Origin of the sequence: Extibacter sp. GGCC_0201, from assembly GCF_017566055.1 — a bacterium.
Classification (GTDB): Bacteria; Bacillota; Clostridia; order Lachnospirales; family Lachnospiraceae; genus Extibacter.
Window position 1 is genome coordinate 176,312 of record NZ_JABFCH010000001.1, and the last position, 19,826, is coordinate 196,137.

General features: G+C 50.3%; 15 protein-coding genes and 1 riboswitch. Of the genes, 11 read left to right on the plus strand and 4 right to left on the minus strand.

From position 1 onward, the window contains the following. Positions 1 to 4 precede the first annotated feature (4 nt). From metF to HJV72_RS00870, 9 genes are all read left to right on the plus strand, one after another. Complete coding sequence (gene metF / locus HJV72_RS00830; RefSeq protein ID WP_208067914.1) at positions 5 to 874, plus strand: methylenetetrahydrofolate reductase [NAD(P)H]; 870 nt, start codon at positions 5 to 7, stop codon at positions 872 to 874. A gap of 20 nt (positions 875 to 894) precedes the next feature. Continuing rightward, positions 895 to 1,536 carry a vitamin B12 dependent-methionine synthase activation domain-containing protein gene (locus tag HJV72_RS00835; protein ID WP_208067916.1) on the plus strand — a complete coding sequence of 214 codons (642 nt, stop codon included), beginning with the start codon at positions 895 to 897 and terminating at the stop codon, positions 1,534 to 1,536. Between the two features lie 28 nt (positions 1,537 to 1,564). Continuing rightward, complete coding sequence (locus tag HJV72_RS00840; protein ID WP_208067918.1) at positions 1,565 to 3,958, plus strand: homocysteine S-methyltransferase family protein; 2,394 nt, start codon at positions 1,565 to 1,567, stop codon at positions 3,956 to 3,958. Positions 3,959 to 4,066: 108 nt separating this feature from the next. Next, positions 4,067 to 5,578 carry a 4Fe-4S dicluster domain-containing protein gene (locus HJV72_RS00845; protein WP_208067920.1) on the plus strand — a complete coding sequence of 504 codons (1,512 nt, stop codon included), beginning with the start codon at positions 4,067 to 4,069 and terminating at the stop codon, positions 5,576 to 5,578. A 187-nt stretch (positions 5,579 to 5,765) separates the two neighbouring features. Then, the gene (gene alaS / locus HJV72_RS00850; RefSeq protein ID WP_208067921.1) at positions 5,766 to 8,405 is read left to right on the plus strand and encodes an alanine--tRNA ligase; all 2,640 of its coding nucleotides are present in this window, start codon (positions 5,766 to 5,768) and stop codon (positions 8,403 to 8,405) included. 204 nt (positions 8,406 to 8,609) lie between these two features. Further along, positions 8,610 to 8,685: riboswitch (glycine riboswitch) on the plus strand. 122 nt (positions 8,686 to 8,807) lie between these two features. Further along, a complete protein-coding gene (locus HJV72_RS00855) occupies positions 8,808 to 10,172 on the plus strand; it encodes an APC family permease (protein ID WP_208067922.1) in 1,365 nt (454 codons plus the stop codon). Positions 10,173 to 10,269: 97 nt separating this feature from the next. Continuing rightward, entirely contained in the window at positions 10,270 to 10,446 is a 177-nt protein-coding gene (gene rpsU / locus HJV72_RS00860) for a 30S ribosomal protein S21 (RefSeq protein ID WP_004054229.1), read from the plus strand. A gap of 98 nt (positions 10,447 to 10,544) precedes the next feature. Beyond that, entirely contained in the window at positions 10,545 to 11,138 is a 594-nt protein-coding gene (locus tag HJV72_RS00865) for a putative ABC transporter permease (RefSeq protein ID WP_208067923.1), read from the plus strand. A 190-nt stretch (positions 11,139 to 11,328) separates the two neighbouring features. Continuing rightward, on the plus strand, positions 11,329 to 12,564 hold the full coding sequence (locus HJV72_RS00870; RefSeq protein WP_208067924.1) for an aspartate aminotransferase family protein: 1,236 nt from the start codon (positions 11,329 to 11,331) through the stop codon (positions 12,562 to 12,564). Positions 12,565 to 12,568: 4 nt separating this feature from the next. On the opposite strand, the gene HJV72_RS00875 is transcribed toward HJV72_RS00870, so the two are convergent. Both HJV72_RS00875 and HJV72_RS00880 read right to left on the minus strand, forming a co-directional pair. After that, positions 12,569 to 13,498, minus strand: coding sequence for a cation diffusion facilitator family transporter (locus tag HJV72_RS00875; RefSeq protein WP_208067925.1), 930 nt, complete (start codon positions 13,496 to 13,498; stop codon positions 12,569 to 12,571). Continuing rightward, complete coding sequence (locus HJV72_RS00880) at positions 13,488 to 14,069, minus strand: Maf family protein (protein ID WP_208067926.1); 582 nt, start codon at positions 14,067 to 14,069, stop codon at positions 13,488 to 13,490. The genes HJV72_RS00875 and HJV72_RS00880 overlap by 11 nt, the downstream gene beginning before the upstream one ends. A gap of 137 nt (positions 14,070 to 14,206) precedes the next feature. On the opposite strand from HJV72_RS00880, the gene HJV72_RS00885 reads away from it, so the two are divergent. Continuing rightward, the gene (locus HJV72_RS00885; protein WP_208067927.1) at positions 14,207 to 14,743 is read left to right on the plus strand and encodes a prolyl-tRNA synthetase associated domain-containing protein; all 537 of its coding nucleotides are present in this window, start codon (positions 14,207 to 14,209) and stop codon (positions 14,741 to 14,743) included. Positions 14,744 to 14,786: 43 nt separating this feature from the next. Beyond that, on the plus strand, positions 14,787 to 16,493 hold the full coding sequence (locus HJV72_RS00890; RefSeq protein WP_208067929.1) for an ABC-ATPase domain-containing protein: 1,707 nt from the start codon (positions 14,787 to 14,789) through the stop codon (positions 16,491 to 16,493). Positions 16,494 to 16,561: 68 nt separating this feature from the next. Here the strand turns inward: HJV72_RS00890 and HJV72_RS00895 are convergent, their stop codons facing one another. Together HJV72_RS00895 and HJV72_RS00900 are read right to left on the minus strand one after the other, a co-directional pair. Then, positions 16,562 to 17,833: a D-alanyl-D-alanine carboxypeptidase family protein gene (locus HJV72_RS00895; RefSeq protein ID WP_208067931.1), complete on the minus strand. Its 1,272-nt coding sequence runs from the start codon at positions 17,831 to 17,833 to the stop codon at positions 16,562 to 16,564. A 155-nt stretch (positions 17,834 to 17,988) separates the two neighbouring features. Further along, complete coding sequence (locus HJV72_RS00900) at positions 17,989 to 19,776, minus strand: aminopeptidase P family protein (protein ID WP_208067932.1); 1,788 nt, start codon at positions 19,774 to 19,776, stop codon at positions 17,989 to 17,991. Between the last annotated feature and the right edge of the window lie 50 nt (positions 19,777 to 19,826).

The following is a 19,826-nucleotide window of genomic DNA, read 5'->3' on the forward strand; positions in this document are numbered from 1 at the left end:
ACAGATGAAGATAAAAGAGATACTGAAGGATAAGGAACCACACATTTCGTTTGAGGTGTTTCCTCCAAAAACGGATGCAGGATATGAAAGTGTGCTGTCTGCGACAGAAAAAATAGCAGCATTAAAACCGTCATTTATAAGTGTAACCTATGGTGCAGGCGGCGGCACGAGCAAGAATACAGTCAACATTGCATCCCATATACAAAATGATCTGGGAGTGGTAAGCCTGGCACATCTGACATGCGCATCGTCCACTAAGGATGAAGTACGGCAGGTGATTGGAAAGCTGAAAGAAGAGGGAATTGAAAATGTACTGGGTCTTCGCGGCGATATACCCGATGACGTGCAGTTCCCTGTATCAAACCAGTACAAATACGCATATGAACTGATTCAGGATATAAAGTCCCAGGGCAGCTTCTGCGTAGGAGCGGCCTGCTATCCTGAGGGGCATGTGGAGACGGAACATAAGAAAGACGATATTGAGAATCTGAAGAACAAGGTGGAATGCGGGGTTGACTTTCTCACGACGCAGATGTTCTTTGACAACAATATCCTGTATAACTTTCTTTACCGTATCCGGGAAAAGGGAATTACTGTACCAGTGCTCCCGGGCATCATGCCGGTGACGAATTCCAAACAGATGAAGAGAATATGCTCTTTATCAGGAACAGCGCTGCCGGAGAGGTTCCGTGCCATCGTAGACCGCTTTGGAGACGATCCGAAGGCGATGCAGCAGGCCGGAATCGCATATGCGACCGACCAGATAATTGATTTGATTGCCAATGGGATTAATAACATACATATCTATTCCATGAACAAGCCGGAAGTCGCAGAGGCAATCATGTATAATCTGTCGGAAATAGTAAAAGTATAAGCGAAGCATAAGGGGAAGACATGGATACAAGGACGAAGGAAGCAGTTCGTTACTTGGGTTATGGCAGACATGCGGTAGATGATTATACACTTGCGCTGATCGGGGAAGCATTTGAAGAGCTGGACCTGCTGGCAGCCAGGAGAATCGTCTACCGCATTTTTGACTTGACGATGAAAGGGCAGGACTGCATAGAGATAGGGAATATATGCATCAGAAGCAGAAGCCTTGGCAGAAATATAAATGGCTGCAGTAAGGCAGCCGTGCTCGGGGCGACGCTTGGCATCGAGATAGACAGGTATATGAAGAAACTGAGTATCACGAATATGGCCAAGGCTGTTGTCGTACAGTCGTGTGCCGCCGCCCTGCTGGAAGAATATCTGGACAGCTGCCAGCTTGAGATAGAGCAGGAGGCGGCCCGGCAGGGCCTGTATCTCCGCCCACGGTTCAGCCCGGGTTACGGAGACTTTCCGATAGAACATCAGGAAGAGATTCTGCGGATGCTTGACACAGCCAAGAAGATTGGACTGACGATGACCGGAAGCAGCATGCTGACGCCGATGAAGTCTGTCACGGCAATCATAGGGATGAGCAGGAGGAAGGAACCGTGCCACAGAAAAGGCTGTGAGGTGTGCAAGATGACAGATTGTCCTTACAGAAGATGAAGGAAGACAATGGCAAAGGAGAAAGTAGATGTTATCACAGAGACTTGGAAAAGAACTATTATATTTTGACGGAGGCATGGGCACCCTGCTCCAGTCAAAGGGGCTTGGGCCGGGGGAACTGCCGGAGACGTGGAACCTGATACGCACGGAAGAGGTCATCGACATCCACCGGCAGTATTTTGAAGCCGGCAGTGATATCGTGCTGACGAATACATTTGGTGCTAACGCTCTGAAGTTCCATGATACAGAGTACCATCTAAAGGACATCGTATCCGCTGCCGTCAGAAACGTCAAGAAAGCTGCGAAGCTTGGTGTGGCTGACGGGCGCGAGACCTATACTGCACTTGATATCGGACCTACGGGCAAGCTGCTTAGGCCGATGGGGGATCTGGCATTTGAGGATGCCTATGAAGCCTTTAAAGAGGTCGTCTGCTATGGGGAGGAGGCTGGAGCAGATCTTGTCCATATCGAGACGATGAGCGACACGTATGAGGTGAAGGCGGCCGTTCTGGCAGTAAAAGAGAACACGGATCTTCCGGTATTTGCAACGATGATTTTTGACGAGAGAGGCAAGCTCCTGACAGGTGGAGATGTGTTGTCTGTCGTGGCCCTGCTGGAGGGGCTTAGGGTAGACGCCCTCGGAATCAACTGTGGGATGGGGCCAAAGCAGATGATGCCCGTACTGTATGAGATTATGAGATACGCCTCCATACCTGTTATCGTGAAGCCGAACGCGGGGCTTCCGAAACAGAAGGATGGGGAGGTGTTTTATGACGTGGATCCCGGGCATTTTGCAGAGGCGATGCACCAGGTCGTACAAGCAGGCGCCTGCGTTATCGGGGGATGCTGCGGAACGACACCTGCGCATATCAAGGCTATGGCAGGCAGATGTAAGGGAATGCGGCCAAAGTCGCCGGTAGAAAAAGGAGATACCATCGTATCTTCCTATGGGCAGGGTGTCGTTATCGGAGACCGGCCGGTCATCATAGGCGAGCGGATCAATCCGACGGGAAAGAGCAAGTTCAAGCAGGCGCTGAAGGATCATAACCTGGATTACATTCTGCGGGAAGGAATCACGCAGCAGGATAAAGGGGCACATATACTGGATGTCAACGTGGGGCTTCCTGATATAGATGAAGTATCCATGATGAAAGAGGTGGTATGTGAGCTGCAGAGCGTCACAAGCCTTCCGCTCCAGATTGACACGGTAGACATAACTGCCATGGAAGCGGCTATGCGCATATATAACGGAAAGCCGATGGTGAACTCTGTAAATGGGAAGCAGGAATCCATGGACACCGTATTTCCGCTCATAAAGAAATACGGCGGAGTAGTCATCGGACTGACGATTGATGAGGACGGCATTCCGGACACGGCGGATGGAAGGCTTAAGGTTGCCGGCAGGATAATCGACGAAGCGAAAAAGTACGGCATCGACCGGAAAGATATTGTCATCGATGTGCTTGCCATGACAATCAGTTCAGAGCCGGAAGGTGCAAAGATTACGCTGGACGCGCTTCGGAAGGTGACCGAACACTATGGTGTCCGCACGGTGCTCGGTGTCTCGAACATATCTTTCGGCCTGCCTTACCGCCCTGCAATCAATGCCAATTTCTATACGATGGCGATGCAGTGCGGACTCAGCGCGGGGATTATCAATCCGTCTTCAGAAGATATGATGCGGTCTTATTACTCCTTCTGCGCACTCATGAACCATGACAAGAACTGTGAACAGTATATTGTGCAGTATGGCAGTCAGAAAGCGCCTGCCCCATCCGTGCAGCCTTCGGGAGAGATGCCGCTCAAAGACGCCATAGAGAAAGGGTTGAAGGAAGAGGCGTATCAGGCGGCGGCCCGGCTTGTGATAGAAAAGGCACCGCTTGCCATCATCAACGAACACCTCATACCGGCTCTTGACGCGGTGGGGAAAGGGTTTGAAAAGGGAACCATCTTCCTTCCGCAGCTGCTTATGAGTGCAGATGCGGCGAAGCTCGCATTCGCGGTGCTTAAAGATGAGCTGGCCAAAAGCGGTGAAGCGGCACAGAAGAAGGAGAAGGTGCTTCTGGCTACCGTCAAGGGAGATATCCACGACATCGGCAAAAACATTGTGAAAGTACTGCTAGAGAACTACAGCTTTGATGTAATCGATCTTGGCAAAGATGTGGCGCCGGAGGTGATAGTCCAACGGGCAGTTGCAGAAGACGTGCGTCTCGTGGGTTTAAGTGCACTTATGACCACGACGGTCGTCAGCATGGAGGAGACGATTCGGCAGCTCAGACAGGAAAAGCCGGACTGCAAGGTCATGGTGGGCGGTGCTGTATTAAACGAGGAATATGCGGATATGATTGGAGCCGACTATTATGGAAAAGACGCGATGCAGTCTGTATATTATGCGCAGGACGTCCTGCACACAGCGAAGTGACGAATGTTTCTGATTAAATACATGTCTGCATATTGACAGTATTTTAACGATTCAGTATAGTGTTGGCAGGAACAAATTAGTGAAAGATAATCAGGAGGAAACTGCCATATGATGAGAGGGCTGGATACGACGGTCAGGAAGCTGAGAAGAAAAGTATTCGAGGAGGTTGCCAGGCTTGGGTTTAAGGCGAATGCCGGGACGCTGAATGATGACATGGAAGCGATTCCATATAAGATGGTGAACGAGGATACGGCAAAGTACAGGGAGAGCGTATACAGGGCCCGGGCAGTAGTCAGGGAAAGGCTGCGGCTGGCTATGGGGCTTTCGCTGCGTCCGGAAAATAAGCCGGTCCATCTGACTGCGGGCGTGGAATCGAGCAATATCTCGGACAAGTATTATGAACCGCCTCTCATGCAGGTGATACCTTCCGCATGCGAGGCGTGCGAGGAGCGGGGATATGAGGTCAGCAATATGTGCAAGGGCTGTCTGGCACATCCGTGCATGGAAGTCTGTCCGAAGGATGCCATCTCCATGATAAAAGGCCGTTCTTACATAGACCAGGATAAATGCATCAAATGCGGAAAATGCAAGTCCGTCTGCCCGTACGATGCCATCTCGAAGAAGGAGCGTCCATGCCAGAAAGCCTGTGGAGTCGGAGCGATTGAGTCGGACAGCTGCGGGCGTGCCCGTATCAACAATGACAAATGCGTATCCTGCGGCATGTGTATGGTAAGCTGTCCATTCGGCGCCATATCCGACAAGTCGCAGATATTCCAGCTTGCCCGGGCTTTGACGGAAGGTGATGAGATTGTGGCCGAGATTGCCCCTGCGTTTGCCGGGCAGTTCGGTGACAATATCACGCCGAGAAATCTTAAGGCTGCACTCCAGGAACTGGGATTCTCAGAGGTGTATGAGGTGGCGCTCGGAGCTGATATCGGCGCGGTGGCAGAGGCGCACCACTATGTCAATAAAGTGACGACAGGCGAACTTCCGTTTCTTCTCACTTCCTGCTGTCCGTCCTGGGCCATGCTTGCGAAGAAGTATTTTCCGGACCTGATAGACCAGGTGTCCCAGGAACTGACGCCGATGGTCGCGACCGCCCGGACGATAAAGCAGGAACATCCAGAAGCGAGGGTGGTATTTATCGGCCCGTGCGCGGCGAAGAAGCTGGAGGCGATGCGAAGGACCGTTCGCAGTGACGTAGACTTTGTCGTCACCTTTGAGGAGCTTCAGGCAATGTTTGATGCGAGGGACATTGACCTGTCCAAATACGAAGCGGAATCGTCCTTTCACAACGCGACCGGAGCCGGGCGCGGTTATGCGGTGGCCGGGGGCGTGGCAGAAGCAATCGAAAAATGCGTGAAAGAATATTATCCGGGCGTGGACGTGAGCATCGAACACGCAGAAGGACTGGCAGAGTGCAAGAAGACGCTGGCGCTTGCCAAGGCCGGCAAGATGAATGGCTGCCTCATCGAGGGGATGGGCTGTCCGGGCGGATGCGTGGCCGGAGCCGGAACCAATATCCAGGTCGCGAAGGCACAGAAAAAGATAAAAGAATTCGTGTCAGCATCGTCAAAACAGCTGCCGCCGAAGGAATTAGAAGAGATAGAGCTGAAATAAGGGACAGGGCAAAAAAATGAGTTTGGGACGGGGGAAAATTGATTTTCCCCCGTCCCAAACTTATTTTGCCCTGTCCCCGCCCGTTGACAAACAGCCGGGTTCTCTTTATAATTAAGACTTAAGTATCAAATTGTCCCGGATGCCTGTGGCTGCCGGGTATTTTGGATATAGAAGCAGGAGGGCAAATATGCAGAAATACGGAGTAAATGAATTGAGGAAAATGTTCCTGGAGTATTTTGAGAGCAAGGGACATCTGATAATGAAGAGTTTTTCGCTCGTACCTCACAATGACAAGAGCTTATTGCTGATCAATTCGGGCATGGCGCCGCTCAAGCCATATTTTACAGGGCAGGAGATTCCGCCGAGAAAAAGAGTCACCACATGTCAGAAGTGTATCCGTACCGGCGATATAGAGAATGTAGGCAAGACCGCCAGACACGGAACATTTTTCGAGATGCTTGGAAACTTCTCGTTCGGTGATTATTTCAAAAAGGAGTCTATCCGATGGACATGGGAGTTCCTCACAGAAGTGGTCGGGCTTGAACCGGACAGGCTGTATCCGTCCGTCTACCTGGACGATGATGAGGCATGGGAAATCTGGAATAAAGATATAGGAATCACACCGGAGCGGATCTTCCGTTTTGGAAAAGAAGACAACTTCTGGGAGCACGGTTCCGGGCCGTGTGGACCGTGTTCGGAGGTGTACTATGACCGGGGGCCTGAATATGGCTGCGGCAGTCCGGATTGTACGGTGGGATGTGAATGTGACCGTTATATGGAGATATGGAACAATGTATTTACCCAGTTCGACAATGACGGCAACAATAATTATACCGAGCTGGAGCAGAAGAATATCGATACCGGCATGGGTCTGGAGCGTCTGGCCTGTGTCGTACAGGGCGTAGACTCCATGTTCGATATCGATACAATCAAAGCGCTGAGAGACCATGTCTGCCGCATCACGAAGACGGAATACGGGCAGGACGATGAGACGGATGTGTCTCTGCGTGTTATCACGGATCATGTACGTTCCGTGACCTTTATGATTTCAGACGGAATCATGCCGTCCAATGAAGGAAGAGGATATGTGCTGCGCCGTCTGCTGCGCCGTGCATGCCGCCATGGAAGGCTGCTTGGTGTGGAAGGAGAATTTCTCGTTGAGCTCGCACAGACAGTTATCGATGGTTCCAAAGACGGATATCCGGAACTGGAAGAGAAGAAAGACTTTATCTTCAAGGTGATTGCCAAAGAAGAGGAACAGTTCAATAAGACGATAGACCAGGGGCTGACCATCCTTGCCGAGATGGAGGCCGAGATGGATAAAAAGGGTGAAAAGACACTGACCGGCAGCCATGCCTTCAAGCTGTATGATACGTATGGATTCCCGCTGGATCTTACAAAGGAGATTCTGGAAGAAAAGGGGCTGTCTGTCGATGAAGACGGCTTCAGGGCATCGATGGAAGTGCAGCGTAGGACAGCGAGAGAGGCAAGAGAAGTGACAAACTATATGGGGGCGGATGCAACAGTGTATGAGTCCATCGACCCAGGTGTCTCTTCGGAGTTTGTCGGCTATGACAATCTGTCGTATACGTCCGGCGTGACCGTTCTCACGACAGAGACGGAAGTGGTAGACGCATTGTCTGACGGAGAGAGGGGAACTGTATTTACAGAGAAGACACCTTTCTATGCCACGAGCGGCGGACAGGAAGCCGATAAAGGTTATATACGGACTGCAGACGGGGAGTTCCGTGTTGAGGATGTGGTAAAGCTGCTCGGCGGAAAAATAGGGCATGTCGGCTATGTGGAAAAGGGAATGATTAAAACGGGCGATACGGTTACACTTGAGGTCGATAAGGAAGTCAGGGCATTGTCTGCAAGAAACCACAGCGCGACACATCTGCTCCATAAGGCGCTTCGTACGGTTCTTGGAACGCATGTAGAGCAGGCAGGCTCTTCTGTAAATGCAGAGCGGCTCCGTTTTGACTTCACCCATTTCTCCGCATTGTCAAAAGAAGAATTGAAACAGGTAGAAGATATTGTCAACAGTCAGATAATGGCCGCGCTTTCAGTCAAAGTGCAGAACCTGCCGATTGAAGAGGCAAGGAAGACAGGTGCTGCGGCACTCTTCGGGGAGAAATACGGTGACATTGTCCGTGTCGTAAGCATGGGAGACTTTTCTGTAGAGTTCTGTGGTGGAACACATGTGGAGAATACCGGTGTCATCACCGCATTCAAAATCATTTCTGAGACAGGGGTTGCAGCGGGCGTACGAAGGATTGAGGCATTGACATCCAAGGGGCTGCTGAACTACTATGATGAACTGGAGAGAAGACTTGTGGAGGCGGCAAAGCTTGTCAAGGCCGCACCGGATAAGCTGGCGGAGAAGATTACACATCTCCAGGCGGAAAATAAAACGCTTCACAGCGAAGTGGAAAGTCTTAAGAGCAGATTGGCCCAGGATGCCATGGGAGATGTGATGAATCAGGTTGTAGAAGTGAACGGAGTGAAGCTCCTTGCGACAAAAGTAGAAGGGGTGGATATGAACGGGCTCCGCGACCTGGGTGACCAGCTGAAAGAGAAGCTTGGAGACGGGGTGATAGTGATAGCATCCGCCAGTGGTGGAAAGGTGAATCTCATGGCCACCGCGACAAAAGGAGCCATAGACAAAGGGGCCCATGCAGGCAATCTCATCAAGGCAATCGCAGGACTCGTAGGCGGAGGCGGAGGCGGTCGCCCGAATATGGCGCAGGCCGGAGGCAAGAATCCGGACGGCATCGATGATGCCATTGCCAAAGCAGGTGAAGTGCTAGAAGGGCAGTTATCATAAATTACAGACTTCATTGTCAGAAGATTAACGTCATAAAAATAACTATGGTTGACAAATTTACATGGGACACATATACTAAGAAAAGAATAAAGCCAAGTGAAACGGCGAGGAAGATTTCTGTCTGATTCTCAGCAGAAAACCGATGAAGCAATTGGAGAGGCACCTAATCTTTCCAAGAAACTTTCAGGTTCAGGTACCCGCCGCGGATGGAACTCTGGAAAGAGCCTTTAAAGGCCACCGTAGAAGTAAAGCTTTCAGGTAAAAATACAGAGGGTATAGGATACGCTATAAGTATGCCTATACCCTCTTTTGTATTGTCTGAATAGTTTGGAAATCTTCATAGGGGTCAGACCCCTGTGGACAAAGGGGTCTGACCCCTATGAAAATTTAAGGAGAATGATTATGGAGCAGAAAAAGGAATTGAAGAGGAACTTGGGTGTGGCGACTGCCATGGCTTTGGTTGTTGGCTGTGTTATCGGGTCCGGCGTGTTCTTTAAGCCGCAGGCGATTTATACTGCTACAGGAGGAGCGCCGGGGCTTGGCATGATTGCCTGGGTCATTACGGGGCTTGCGAGCATTGCAGCTGCCCTTACCTTTGCGGAAGTGGCTATCATGATACCGAAGACAGGAGGCATGGTGGCGTATCTGGAAGAGATTTATAATCCGGTTGTCGGCTTTCTGGCGGGATGGGTGCAGACGATACTATTCTATCCGGCCATGATATCGGCACTTGCGGTCGTATGTGCCCAGCAGGCAGGGCTTTTTATCGGGGAGGGCTTTACGGTTCCGCTTGCGATAGGTATCATCATCCTGATTATATTCTTGAACAATCTTGGTTCCAAAGTCGGCGGGAGCATACAGGTCATTTTTACGGTATGTAAATTGATTCCACTCGTTCTGCTGATGGTCTTTGGATTTGTAAAGGGCAGTGGTGCCAACCCGATTTTCAGCCCCATGGTAGGAGACGGACTGAGTCCGGCAGTGGTACTTGGACAGCTGATGGTTGCCATATTATTTGCCTTTGAGGGCTGGACCGGTGTCGGCGCGATTGCCGGAGAGATGAAGAATCCGAGTAGAGACCTTCCGATTGCGATTGTCGGAGGAGTATCTGTAATCATGGGCGTATACTTTATCATCAACATCGCGTACCTGTGGGTGCTTCCCGCAAGCGAACTGGCGTCCCTTACGGCGCCTGCGTCAGCGGTGGCGCTGAAGGTATTCGGAGACATCGGCGGGAAGATCATATCGGTCGGCATCATGATATCCGTATTCGGCGCCTGCAACGGTTTTGTCCTGTCTGGATCCAGGGTGGCGTATTCCCTGGCGGCGGAAGGCAATTTCCCATTCAGCAGAAATCTTGCAAGGCTGAACAACGCACAGGTTCCTACGAATTCCATCATCCTTGTCGGGGGGATCGGCTGTATCTATGCTATCAGCGGGCAGTTCAACCTGCTCACGGACCTTGCGGTATTCTCAAGCTGGACGTTCTACACCTTGACCTTCATCGGCGTAATGAAGCTCAGAAAGGACCGCCCGGATGCGGTGAGGACCTACAAGGTCCCGCTATATCCAGTCGTACCGATTATCGCGGTTGTCAGCGGAGTGTACGTCATCGTCAACCAGCTGTTCATGTCAGGCCTGCAGTCTACGGTACTTTCGGTGGGCAGTATCATCATCATGCTGGTGGGACTTCCGGTATATACGGTAGTCAAGAAAAAGAAAGATCAGAAAAAAACTACAGCAAATACTGAAAAAATATTGACGTAGTAGAAATATGTGATATAATCTTATGTAGTGCAATAAATATACCCGAACAGTCGTATGGTGCACAATATAGGACTGGAGGGAGGTTAGGTGTGAGTCTATGTCAAATGTAATCGTTAAAGAAAACGAGACGTTAGATAGCGCTTTACGCAGATTCAAAAGAAACTGCGCCAAAGCTGGCATTCAGCAGGAAATTCGTAAAAGAGAACATTACGAAAAGCCAAGTGTAAGACGTAAGAAAAAGTCTGAAGCTGCTAGAAAACGTAAGTATAACTAATATGTGCAGATAAATAGAGTGTTGGGGTACAACACTCTATTTTTACGTTGATGGAACATGTCGGCAGAATACTCAGGAAGAACGAAGAGGTGGTAAAGATGTGGTGGAACAAAGTGATATTCGGCTGGAGTGCGTATCATGTCGTGCTGTGGTTCCTCGTGTACAGTATACTCGGATGGTTTGTAGAATCGGTCTATATGTCATTGTGCAACCGTAAGATTACTAACCGCGGATTTGCAAGATGCCCGGTCTGCCCTATCTATGGCGTCGGTGCGCTGACCGTCTTTTTCATGCTGCAGCCATACAGCGAGCATCCGGTGAAGTTGTTTTTCATGGGAATGCTGCTTGCAACATCCATAGAATTTATAACAGCAGGTATCATGAACAAGATATTCGGCGAGATATGGTGGGATTACCGCAGGAAACCATTTAATTATAAAGGAATCATATGTCTGGAAAGTTCTATCGCCTGGGGGTTCTACACGCTTGCGTTATTTGCGTTCCTCCAGAATATGATAGTCGGGATTGTGGATGTAATCCCTGTCATGATAGGAAAAATAGGCGGAACTGTCGTTATTGTCGTCTATGCGACAGATTTCTTCATCACCTTATACCGGGAGAAGAAAGAAGATATACCTGACCGTGTGTGGCAGGTAAAAGATAAGCTGATGGACAAGCTGTCTAAAGAATGATATGTACAATTTCCCAGCCCGCGCAAAAGTTTTAGAAACAGTTGTTGACGAGGACCCGGGGAAGGTTTATACTGTAAATGTCACAGACGAGGACGTCGTATTTTATATACGGCGTCCTTTTTTCATTGCAGGATCTGTGAATAAGGTAGACGGCAAAAAGTCAGGCAGTAGAGAAAGTGAGGAGATTAGTATGAGACTTAAGGATACGGGACTTACGGCCAGAGAGCTGAAAGCGCTGACAGACAAGTACATGGTGGAGACTTATCCAAGATATGATTTTGTCGCAGAGCGGGCAGAAGGGATGTACCTCTATGACGAGAAAGGGAATGCTTACCTTGACTTTTACGGAGGAGTGGCAGTCAACAGCGCCGGCAACAGAAACGAGAAGGTCATACAGGCAATCAAGGAGCAGGCGGACGATATCGTACATACGTTTAACTATCCGTATACGGTGCCCCAGGCGCTGCTTGCCAGGAAGATATGCGACGCGATAGGAATGGATAAGATATTTTACCAGAATTCGGGTACGGAAGCGAATGAGTGTATGATCAAGATGGCAAGAAAATACGGTACGGACAGATATGGTAAGAACCGTTATCATATCATCACCGCAAAAAATGGATTCCACGGGAGGACGTATGGGGCCATGTCGGCGACCGGACAGCCCGGCAGTGCCATACAGCAGGGGTTCATGCCTGTGGTACCTGGTTTTACCTACGCAGAATTCAACAATCTGGACGATTTTGCATCTAAGGTGACTCCAGACACGATAGCTGTCATGATAGAGCCTGTACAGGGAGAAGGAGGCGTGTATCCTGCGACACAGGAATTCATGACCGGGCTTAGGAAGCTCTGCGACGACCATGAGATGCTTCTGCTGTTCGATGAGGTGCAGACAGGCTGGGGACGCACAGGGACAGTGATGGCATATATGGGGTATGGTGTCAGGCCGGATGCAGTGTCCATGGCAAAGGCCATGGGAGGCGGCATGCCTATCGGAGCATGCTGCGCACGGAAGGAAGTAGCGGAGGCGCTCGGTGCAGGAAGCCATGGGTCCACTTATGGGGGAAATGCGCTCGCATGCGCAGCCGCGCTGGCGTCCACATCGGAGATTCTGGATAAGGACCTGAGCGCAAATGCGGAAAAGGTAGGAAAATACCTGCAGAAGAAGCTTGCAGCCCTGCCGCATGTAATAGAAACGAGGGGGCGGGGACTGCTGACAGGGTGTGAATACGATATTCCGATTGCCGGAGAAGTAAAACGTGCAGCCCTGAAAAGAAGGGCATTGATTACAGCTATCGGTGACAGTGTCAACAGGATGATTCCGCCGTTGACAGCCACAAAGAGGGACGTGGATAAACTCATGGGCATTATGAGTGAAGCCATTGAAGAGGTGGCAGGAGGACAGACGGCCAAAGCGGGTTAAGCAGCTAGATGACATGCCCTCTGTCCTCTGTAATTTCAATATCTGGAAGCAGTTCAAAATAGAAGTCCTGAAATTCTTTTGCAAGTGCCTGATTGATAAGATTTTGCACAATCTTAAAGCGGGAGATGGATATCTCGTCCCGGTCAAATGTAATATATACGCTAATCCACAGTTTTCTGCCTGTCCGGACGATATCAAAGTACAGCCTGTCATATCCGTACGCGTCCAGAATCGGTGTGATAATCGCCTTGATGCGGCAGACTGTCTCTTCCTCGGGGGGAAGCAGGAACAAGTCTCTGAGCCCTGTTATGACAGTGCGGACAGGCACAGGGAGCATGAAGAGGGAAAGTACGACTGCTATGATTTGATCCAGATAAGGGGTGAACGCTGCAAAGGAGTCTGAGGTGATAACCGCAGGCAGGAAGAAGGCAACTGTCATTCCGAGCGAAGCAGCCGCATCGATTTTCCATTCCTGAATCTCCATGCTGACAATCGGAGAAGAAAGCCTGGCATTCATACGGCGCAGCAGGACGATGACAGCGACGCTCAGGACTGAGGCAAACAGTTCAAAATATGCAATAGTGGAAAAGCTGACATGTCGTCCCCCGTGCAGCATAATCTGTATATTGTTGACAATCAGGCCTACGGTTACCGAGGCCATGATGGTGCCCTTTACAGCCATGAACAAAGACTCTATCTGCATATAGCCGAATGGCCTCTTTTCACTTGACGGCTTATAAAGCAGCGGTACGAGGAACAGAGAGAAGAATATCATAAGCAGCTCGACGCCGTCATAAAGCGCGTCAAGAAGAACCGCCTGTGAACTTGTGTACACAGCCATGATGAACTCCAGTATGACAAAGACGGTTCCGCCGGCCAGTGAGATTTTCAACGCTGATTTTTCATGTTTCTGCCTGTGCAGATTATTGCTCATGGCATATACCCCTGTCTAATTCGTGGTACAGACGTGCTATCGGAAGACCGACCACATTGTTATAGTCACCTTTTATACATTTTACATGGATGGCAAAGGGCCCCTGGATGCCATAGGCTCCTGCTTTGTCAAAAGGATCTCCTGTCGCGATGTAGGACTGCAGATCCTGGCGGGTAACAGGATAGAACGTTACATCTGTCTTTTCATAAAAAGTTCGGATATCCGGTGCCTTGGCGCTGCCCGTTACGAGAGATACGCCGGTATAAACCTGATGGGTACGGTCCGCCAGCAGGGAAAGCATGTCATAGGCTTCCTTAGCACCGGAAGGCTTTCCAAGTATCTCGCCATTGTATACGACAACCGTGTCTGCGCCGATAATAGTGCACGACTCCCCCGGCAGCGTCTTGAATACGTGCAGCGCTTTCTGGCGGGCCAGGTTCATGACAATCTCCGGGGGATTATTCCCGGCCATTATTTCTTCTATATCAGCCGGCATGACATCAAAGTCGAAGCCGGCCTGCGTTAATAATTCTTTTCTGCGTGGCGAAGCCGAAGCAAGAATATATTTCACAACGTATTCCTCCTCTTTAAAATCTGAATTTGCATCTATTATATCACAATACGGGTTTATTTTTTAACAGATTTGCTCTATAATGTAACTCGTGATGACAATCTGAAAGAGAATAGAAATAATGGAGGAACGATACTATGTACATCAGTGAGATTACGACGACGGCGCCGGACGACGAGAGGATGCCGCTGGAACGCAAAATGTATGAAACGCTTGATAAGTTGAAGATTCCGTATGAGCGTGTGGATAATGACCCGGCTGCGTCTATGGAAGAATGTGCGGCTGTGGACAAGGCGATCGGCACGGAGATCCGTAAGAACGTATTCCTATGCAACCAGAAGAAGACGACATTTTTCCTTCTTGTCATGCCGGCTGATAAAGCGTTCGACACGGCATCATTCAGCAAGAAGCTCGGCGTGTCGCATATGTCGTTTGCACCGCCGGAAAAGATGATGGAACATCTGGGCACGACCCCAGGTTCCGCAAGCGTGGCAGGGCTTCTCAACGACGAGGATGACTATGTGCAGGTGATTGTGGATAAGGAAGTGGCGGAAAGCGAATGGTTCGGCTGCAACCCCGGCATCAATACGAGCCATCTGAAGTTCAAGACGAAGGATCTGCTCACGAAATTCCTGCCCCACGTGCATCACAGGGCAAGAATCGTTGAGCTGTAGAGGCTGCGGGCCGGTCAATAATATGGATAAGGAACAGAAGAATATGAAGTCAGAATCAGATTTAAGACAGTTGCTATATAGTATAGACCATAAGGGATATCCGGCGTATAAGGGGACGAAAGGAAGCTACCGGTTTGGGACGTATGAATTATCGATAGACCATGTCCAGGGAGACCCCTTTGCGGCTCCGTCCAGGCTGAGTGTCAGAGTGCATGGACGTACGGCAGGATTTCCTATAAGGCTGTATGATGAAAAGTACAAACGCATTGCACTGCAGGACTATGTGACCAGGCAGTTTGCGGCCCAGGCGGCCCGTTATACGTTTCAGGCCAAAGGCTCTGGAAAAAGTGGAATTATCTCGGTGACTCGCTGCGGCCAGGAAGTTCTGGAACGCACGGCCTGTACGATAGACGGGCAGACTGGGGATGTTACTGTGCGTTTTGAGGTCGGCTTCCCGGCCAACGGGCGGACCATCAATGCGAAAGAGCTGATTAAGATACTATATGATTATCTGCCGGCTTGCGTGGAAAAATCAATGCTTTATGGGAATCTGAATGCCCGGACGGTAGAAAAGGTCATGGAACTCAGCGTGGACCGGGAATTCATCCTTGGCGAACTGGACCGCCTCGGGCTTGCGGCGTTTGTCGCGAACGGCTCCATACTGCCAAGAGAGTCAGGCGTGTCGCAGAAGCCGATGAAGGAAGCGGTCGCATTCGTCTCGCCGGAGCAGATGGAGGTCACTCTTGAGCTGCCTTTTAAGGGAACGCTTACCGGCATGGGAGTCAAGAGAGGAATCACGCTTATCGTAGGCGGAGGCTATCACGGCAAATCCACGCTCCTTAAGGCGCTGGAATCTGGGGTATATCCGCATATAGCAGGAGACGGCAGGGAGTATGTCGTGACGGACAGCTCTGCGGTAAAGCTCAGGGCAGAGGATGGAAGGAGCATCAGGCACACGGATATCTCCATGTTCATCAATGACCTTCCGAACGGGAAAGACACGAGAGCATTTTACACGGAAGATGCAAGCGGCAGTACGTCCCAGGCCGCCAATGTGGTAGAGAGCCTGGAGGCGGGGGCAAAAGTATTCTTCATAGATGAAGATACGAGCGCCACGAACTTTATGGTCCGGGACGAACTGATGCAGCAGGTCATCCACCGCGATATGGAACCGATCACGCCGTTTATTGAGAGGGTAAGGGACCTGTATGAGATGTATGGCATCTCTACTGTCATCGTAGCGGGAAGTTCCGGGGCATATTTCCAGGTGGCGGATGACATTATCCAGATGGACCGGTATGTGCCGAAAGTGATTACGCAGGCGGCAAAAGAGGCAGCCGAAGCGTATCCGAGGCTGGAACTGCCGGCGGACAAGCCCAAGATGCCGGAATTCAGAAGAATTGCCAAGAATAATCCGGGACTGAAGCAGAAAGGGCGCATCAAGATAAAGACGCTTGGGAAAGACGGCGTGCAGCTGAACCATGACACGATTGACCTGCGTTATGTGGAACAGCTGGCTGACGCAGAACAGCTCACCTGTCTCGGCTACATCGTAAAGCATATGGAAGAGCACATGATGGACGGAAAAATGACGATACGGCAGCTTGTAGAAACGCTGACATCTGATTTGGATAAAATGGGATTCAAAACAGTCTGCGGCGACTCTTACCTTCCGGGCAATCTGGCGCTGCCGAGAAAACAGGAGATCTACGCTTGCCTGAACCGTTACAGACGGTTGGGGACACGTTAAAACGAAATGGGGACGGAGGTTTTTTAAAAAACCTCCGTCCCCATTTCGTTTTAACGTGTCCCCGCCGCCTATAGCAGCAGATCGTTGAGGGCATCTTTCAATGCGCTCTGATAACTTACTTCATCAACGGTTTCTCCGGCGATGATATCCTTGCTGCCGATTTCTTTTCCTGCCAGATAGTATTTCATTTCTCCGATTTTAGTCCCTTTTTTAATCGGAGCCTTCAGATTCTTTTTCAATACTTTTTTCTTTTCTATGCTGTTCAGGTCGGCTCCGGTCGTGTCTATGTAGGCAAAAGGTTCTGTCTGTTCTGCCTTGATTGTCTTTTTCACTCCTCTGGTGAGTGCGACAGGCTTGATGTAGGCTGTTTTTTCTTCTTCGTATTTGTTGCACTTGCCGAATCCATAGTTTAGCAGCGTGGTGGCGTCGCTGAAGCGGGCTTTATGGTCGGGCGCCGCCATTATGACGGCAATCAGTTCCATGCCGTTTTTTTCTGCTGTGGCGGAGACGCAGTATTTGGCTTTGTCTGTGGAACCTGTCTTCAGGCCTGTCGCATATTCATACTGGCGTACCAGCTTGTTTGTGTTCGTAAGCCCGAATTCGGTAGTCCCCTTTTTGGTCGTATGTGTTATGTCTTCCATCCATATCATGGAATAGTCCCGGATCTGCGGGTATGTAGTGATTAGTTCGCGGGACATCAGCGCGATATCCCTGGCTGTCGTGAGATGTCCGTCTGTATCCAGGCCGTTGCAGTTCACGAAATGTGTATTGTCCATGCCAAGCCCTTTGGCGCGTTCATTCATATTTTTCACGAATTCTTCTTCGTTTCCGCATATGTATTCCGCCATCGCAACACAGGCATCGTTGGCCGACGCCACGGCGATACATTTGATCATCGTATCTACGGTCTGGGTCTCGCCAGGCTCCAGGAATACCTGTGAGCCGCCCATAGAAGCGGCAAATTCCGAGGTGGATACAGAATCTTCGAGCTTGATCTTCCCGTCCTTCAGAGCGTCAAATATGAGTAGCAGCGTCATAATCTTCGTCACGCTGGCAGGCGGGCGCTGCTCATCGGCTTCTTTCTCGTAGATTACCTGTCCGGTGGAGGCTTCCATCAGGATGGCCGATGGCGCGGAGACGTCCAGGCCGGTGGCAGCATCCTGTCTGGCACCGGAATCCGATTCGGTGTCCGTGCTTTCTTCCGCGCCGGCATCGCTGTCTTGTTCCTGGCTCTGTCCGGTGTCCTCTTCATAGAGGAGAATGTTGTCCGGCGGCGCGGCAAGAGCGACAGACTGGGTACATAAAAATACGCATATTAGTAGAGCAAAGAATCGCTTCATTGGCAACTCTCCATATAGATTCTATTATTACCAGTGTAGTGGAAAAGGAGGGAAAATATAACCTGGGACAGGGTAAAAATAAAAAGGGACACGTTAAAATGAATTGGGGACGGAGGTTTTTTAAAAAACCTCCGTCCCCAATTACCCTGAGAATATTAAATTGCTCTTGTGTATTCTTTCAACCATTCTTTTTCGTCTTCGTTAAGATGTGGTGAGACGATGTCGTATACTTTGGCATGGTATGCGTTCAGCTGGTCTTTGTCTGCCTGTGACAGCAGTTCCGGCTTGATGGCGTCCAAATCTATCGGTACATAGGTGATAGGTTCAAAATACAGGAACTGTCCGTATTCCGTACAGTCGCCTTTTCTTACGACCATCTCGTTCTCCGTGCGGATACCGTGGGAGCCTTCGATATACAGTCCTGGCTCATTCGTGATTACCATGCCTGGTTCCAGCGGATGCTTTTCCTTCTCCCGGATAGCACAGCGAAAGCCGGTAGGGGCTTCATGGATGTTCATCAGATATCCAACGCCATGGCCGGTTCCATGATTGAAGTTCTGACCCCGTTCCCAGAGCGGCTGCCTTGCGAGCACATCCAGGTTATAGCCCGTGGTACCATAGAGGAACACTGCTGCGGCCAGGTGCAGGTTGCACTTGAGGACTGCCGTAAAGTCCTCCTTCATGTTATCCGGAATATTGCCAAGGGCAAAGGTTCTAGTGATGTCGGTGGAACCTTCGTAATATCCACCGCCCGTGTCCGTCAGGAAAAGAGAACCTTCCTTCAGCGGCACGTTCGTCTCAGGCGTCGATGTATAGTGTACGATGGCCCCGTGTTCGCCGAATCCGCAGATTGGCTCAAAGCTCTGCCACAGGTAGCCTTCCTGCTCCTTTCGGAACTCTTCCAGCTTCTCGGCCGCGCTGAGTTCGGTAATCTCGATCTTGCCGACCTGTTTCTTCAGCCAGTACATGAACTTTGTGACAGCCACGCCATCTTTTACGTGTGCATTGACAATATTCTGAAGCTCCGTATCATTTTTCATGGCTTTCATAAGAATCGTCGGGTTGATCTGCTCCACAACCTTAGTGCCCTTTGGAAGGTTGTTATACAAAGCATAGTTTAACCTGGACGGGTCCACAAGCACGGTATCGCTCTCTTTAAACGACTTCACATCCTCATATACCGCATTGTAAGGATGGATGGAGATATTGTCTGCCGCCAGCTTTGCCTTCATCTCTTCCGTCAGCTTTCTCTCATCGATATAAAGCTTCATGTCCTCCATCGTGATGACGGCGTAGGAGAGAAGAAGTGGAAAATATTCGATATCATTGCCGCGCAGATTCGTCGTCCAGCACACGTCATCCAGTGCCCCGATAACGTGGATGTCAGCCCCCGCGGATTTCATGGCTTCGCGGATGCGGGCGAGCTTGGACGCGGTAGAGGCTCCCGTATAAGCTTCTTCAAGCGCGAATGCGGGCTCTTCCGAAAGCGGCGGACGGTCTTCCCATATCCTGTCGACAAGATCCTCGGAATAATCAATCTTTCCGTTCTTAGGAGCGACGGCAGCTTCAAGAGCCTGTCCTTCTCCCATAGCAACGACACGGCCGTCAAATCCCAATGTCCCATTTTCAGGCAGTGCTTCTGTGATAAATTCTTCTACAGAAGGAACGCCGGGATTCCCCATCTTGAACAGCCTGACGCCGCTTCCTTCCAGCTGTTTTTCAGCCTGGATAAAGTATCTGCCATCCGTCCACAGGCCCGCCTCGGTCGGTGTGATGACAGCCGTCCCGGCGGAACCTGTAAAGCCTGTGATAAATGCTCTCGCCTTGAAATGTTCCCCAACATATTCGCTCTGATGGCAATCGTCCGTCGGCACCATGTAGATGTCGAAGCCTTTTTCTGCCATCAGTGCACGCAGAGCAGTGAGCCTTTCTCGTATATTCATGTTAAAACCTCCCTTTTTTATAAATGTCTCTAATATAAAATTCTAACATA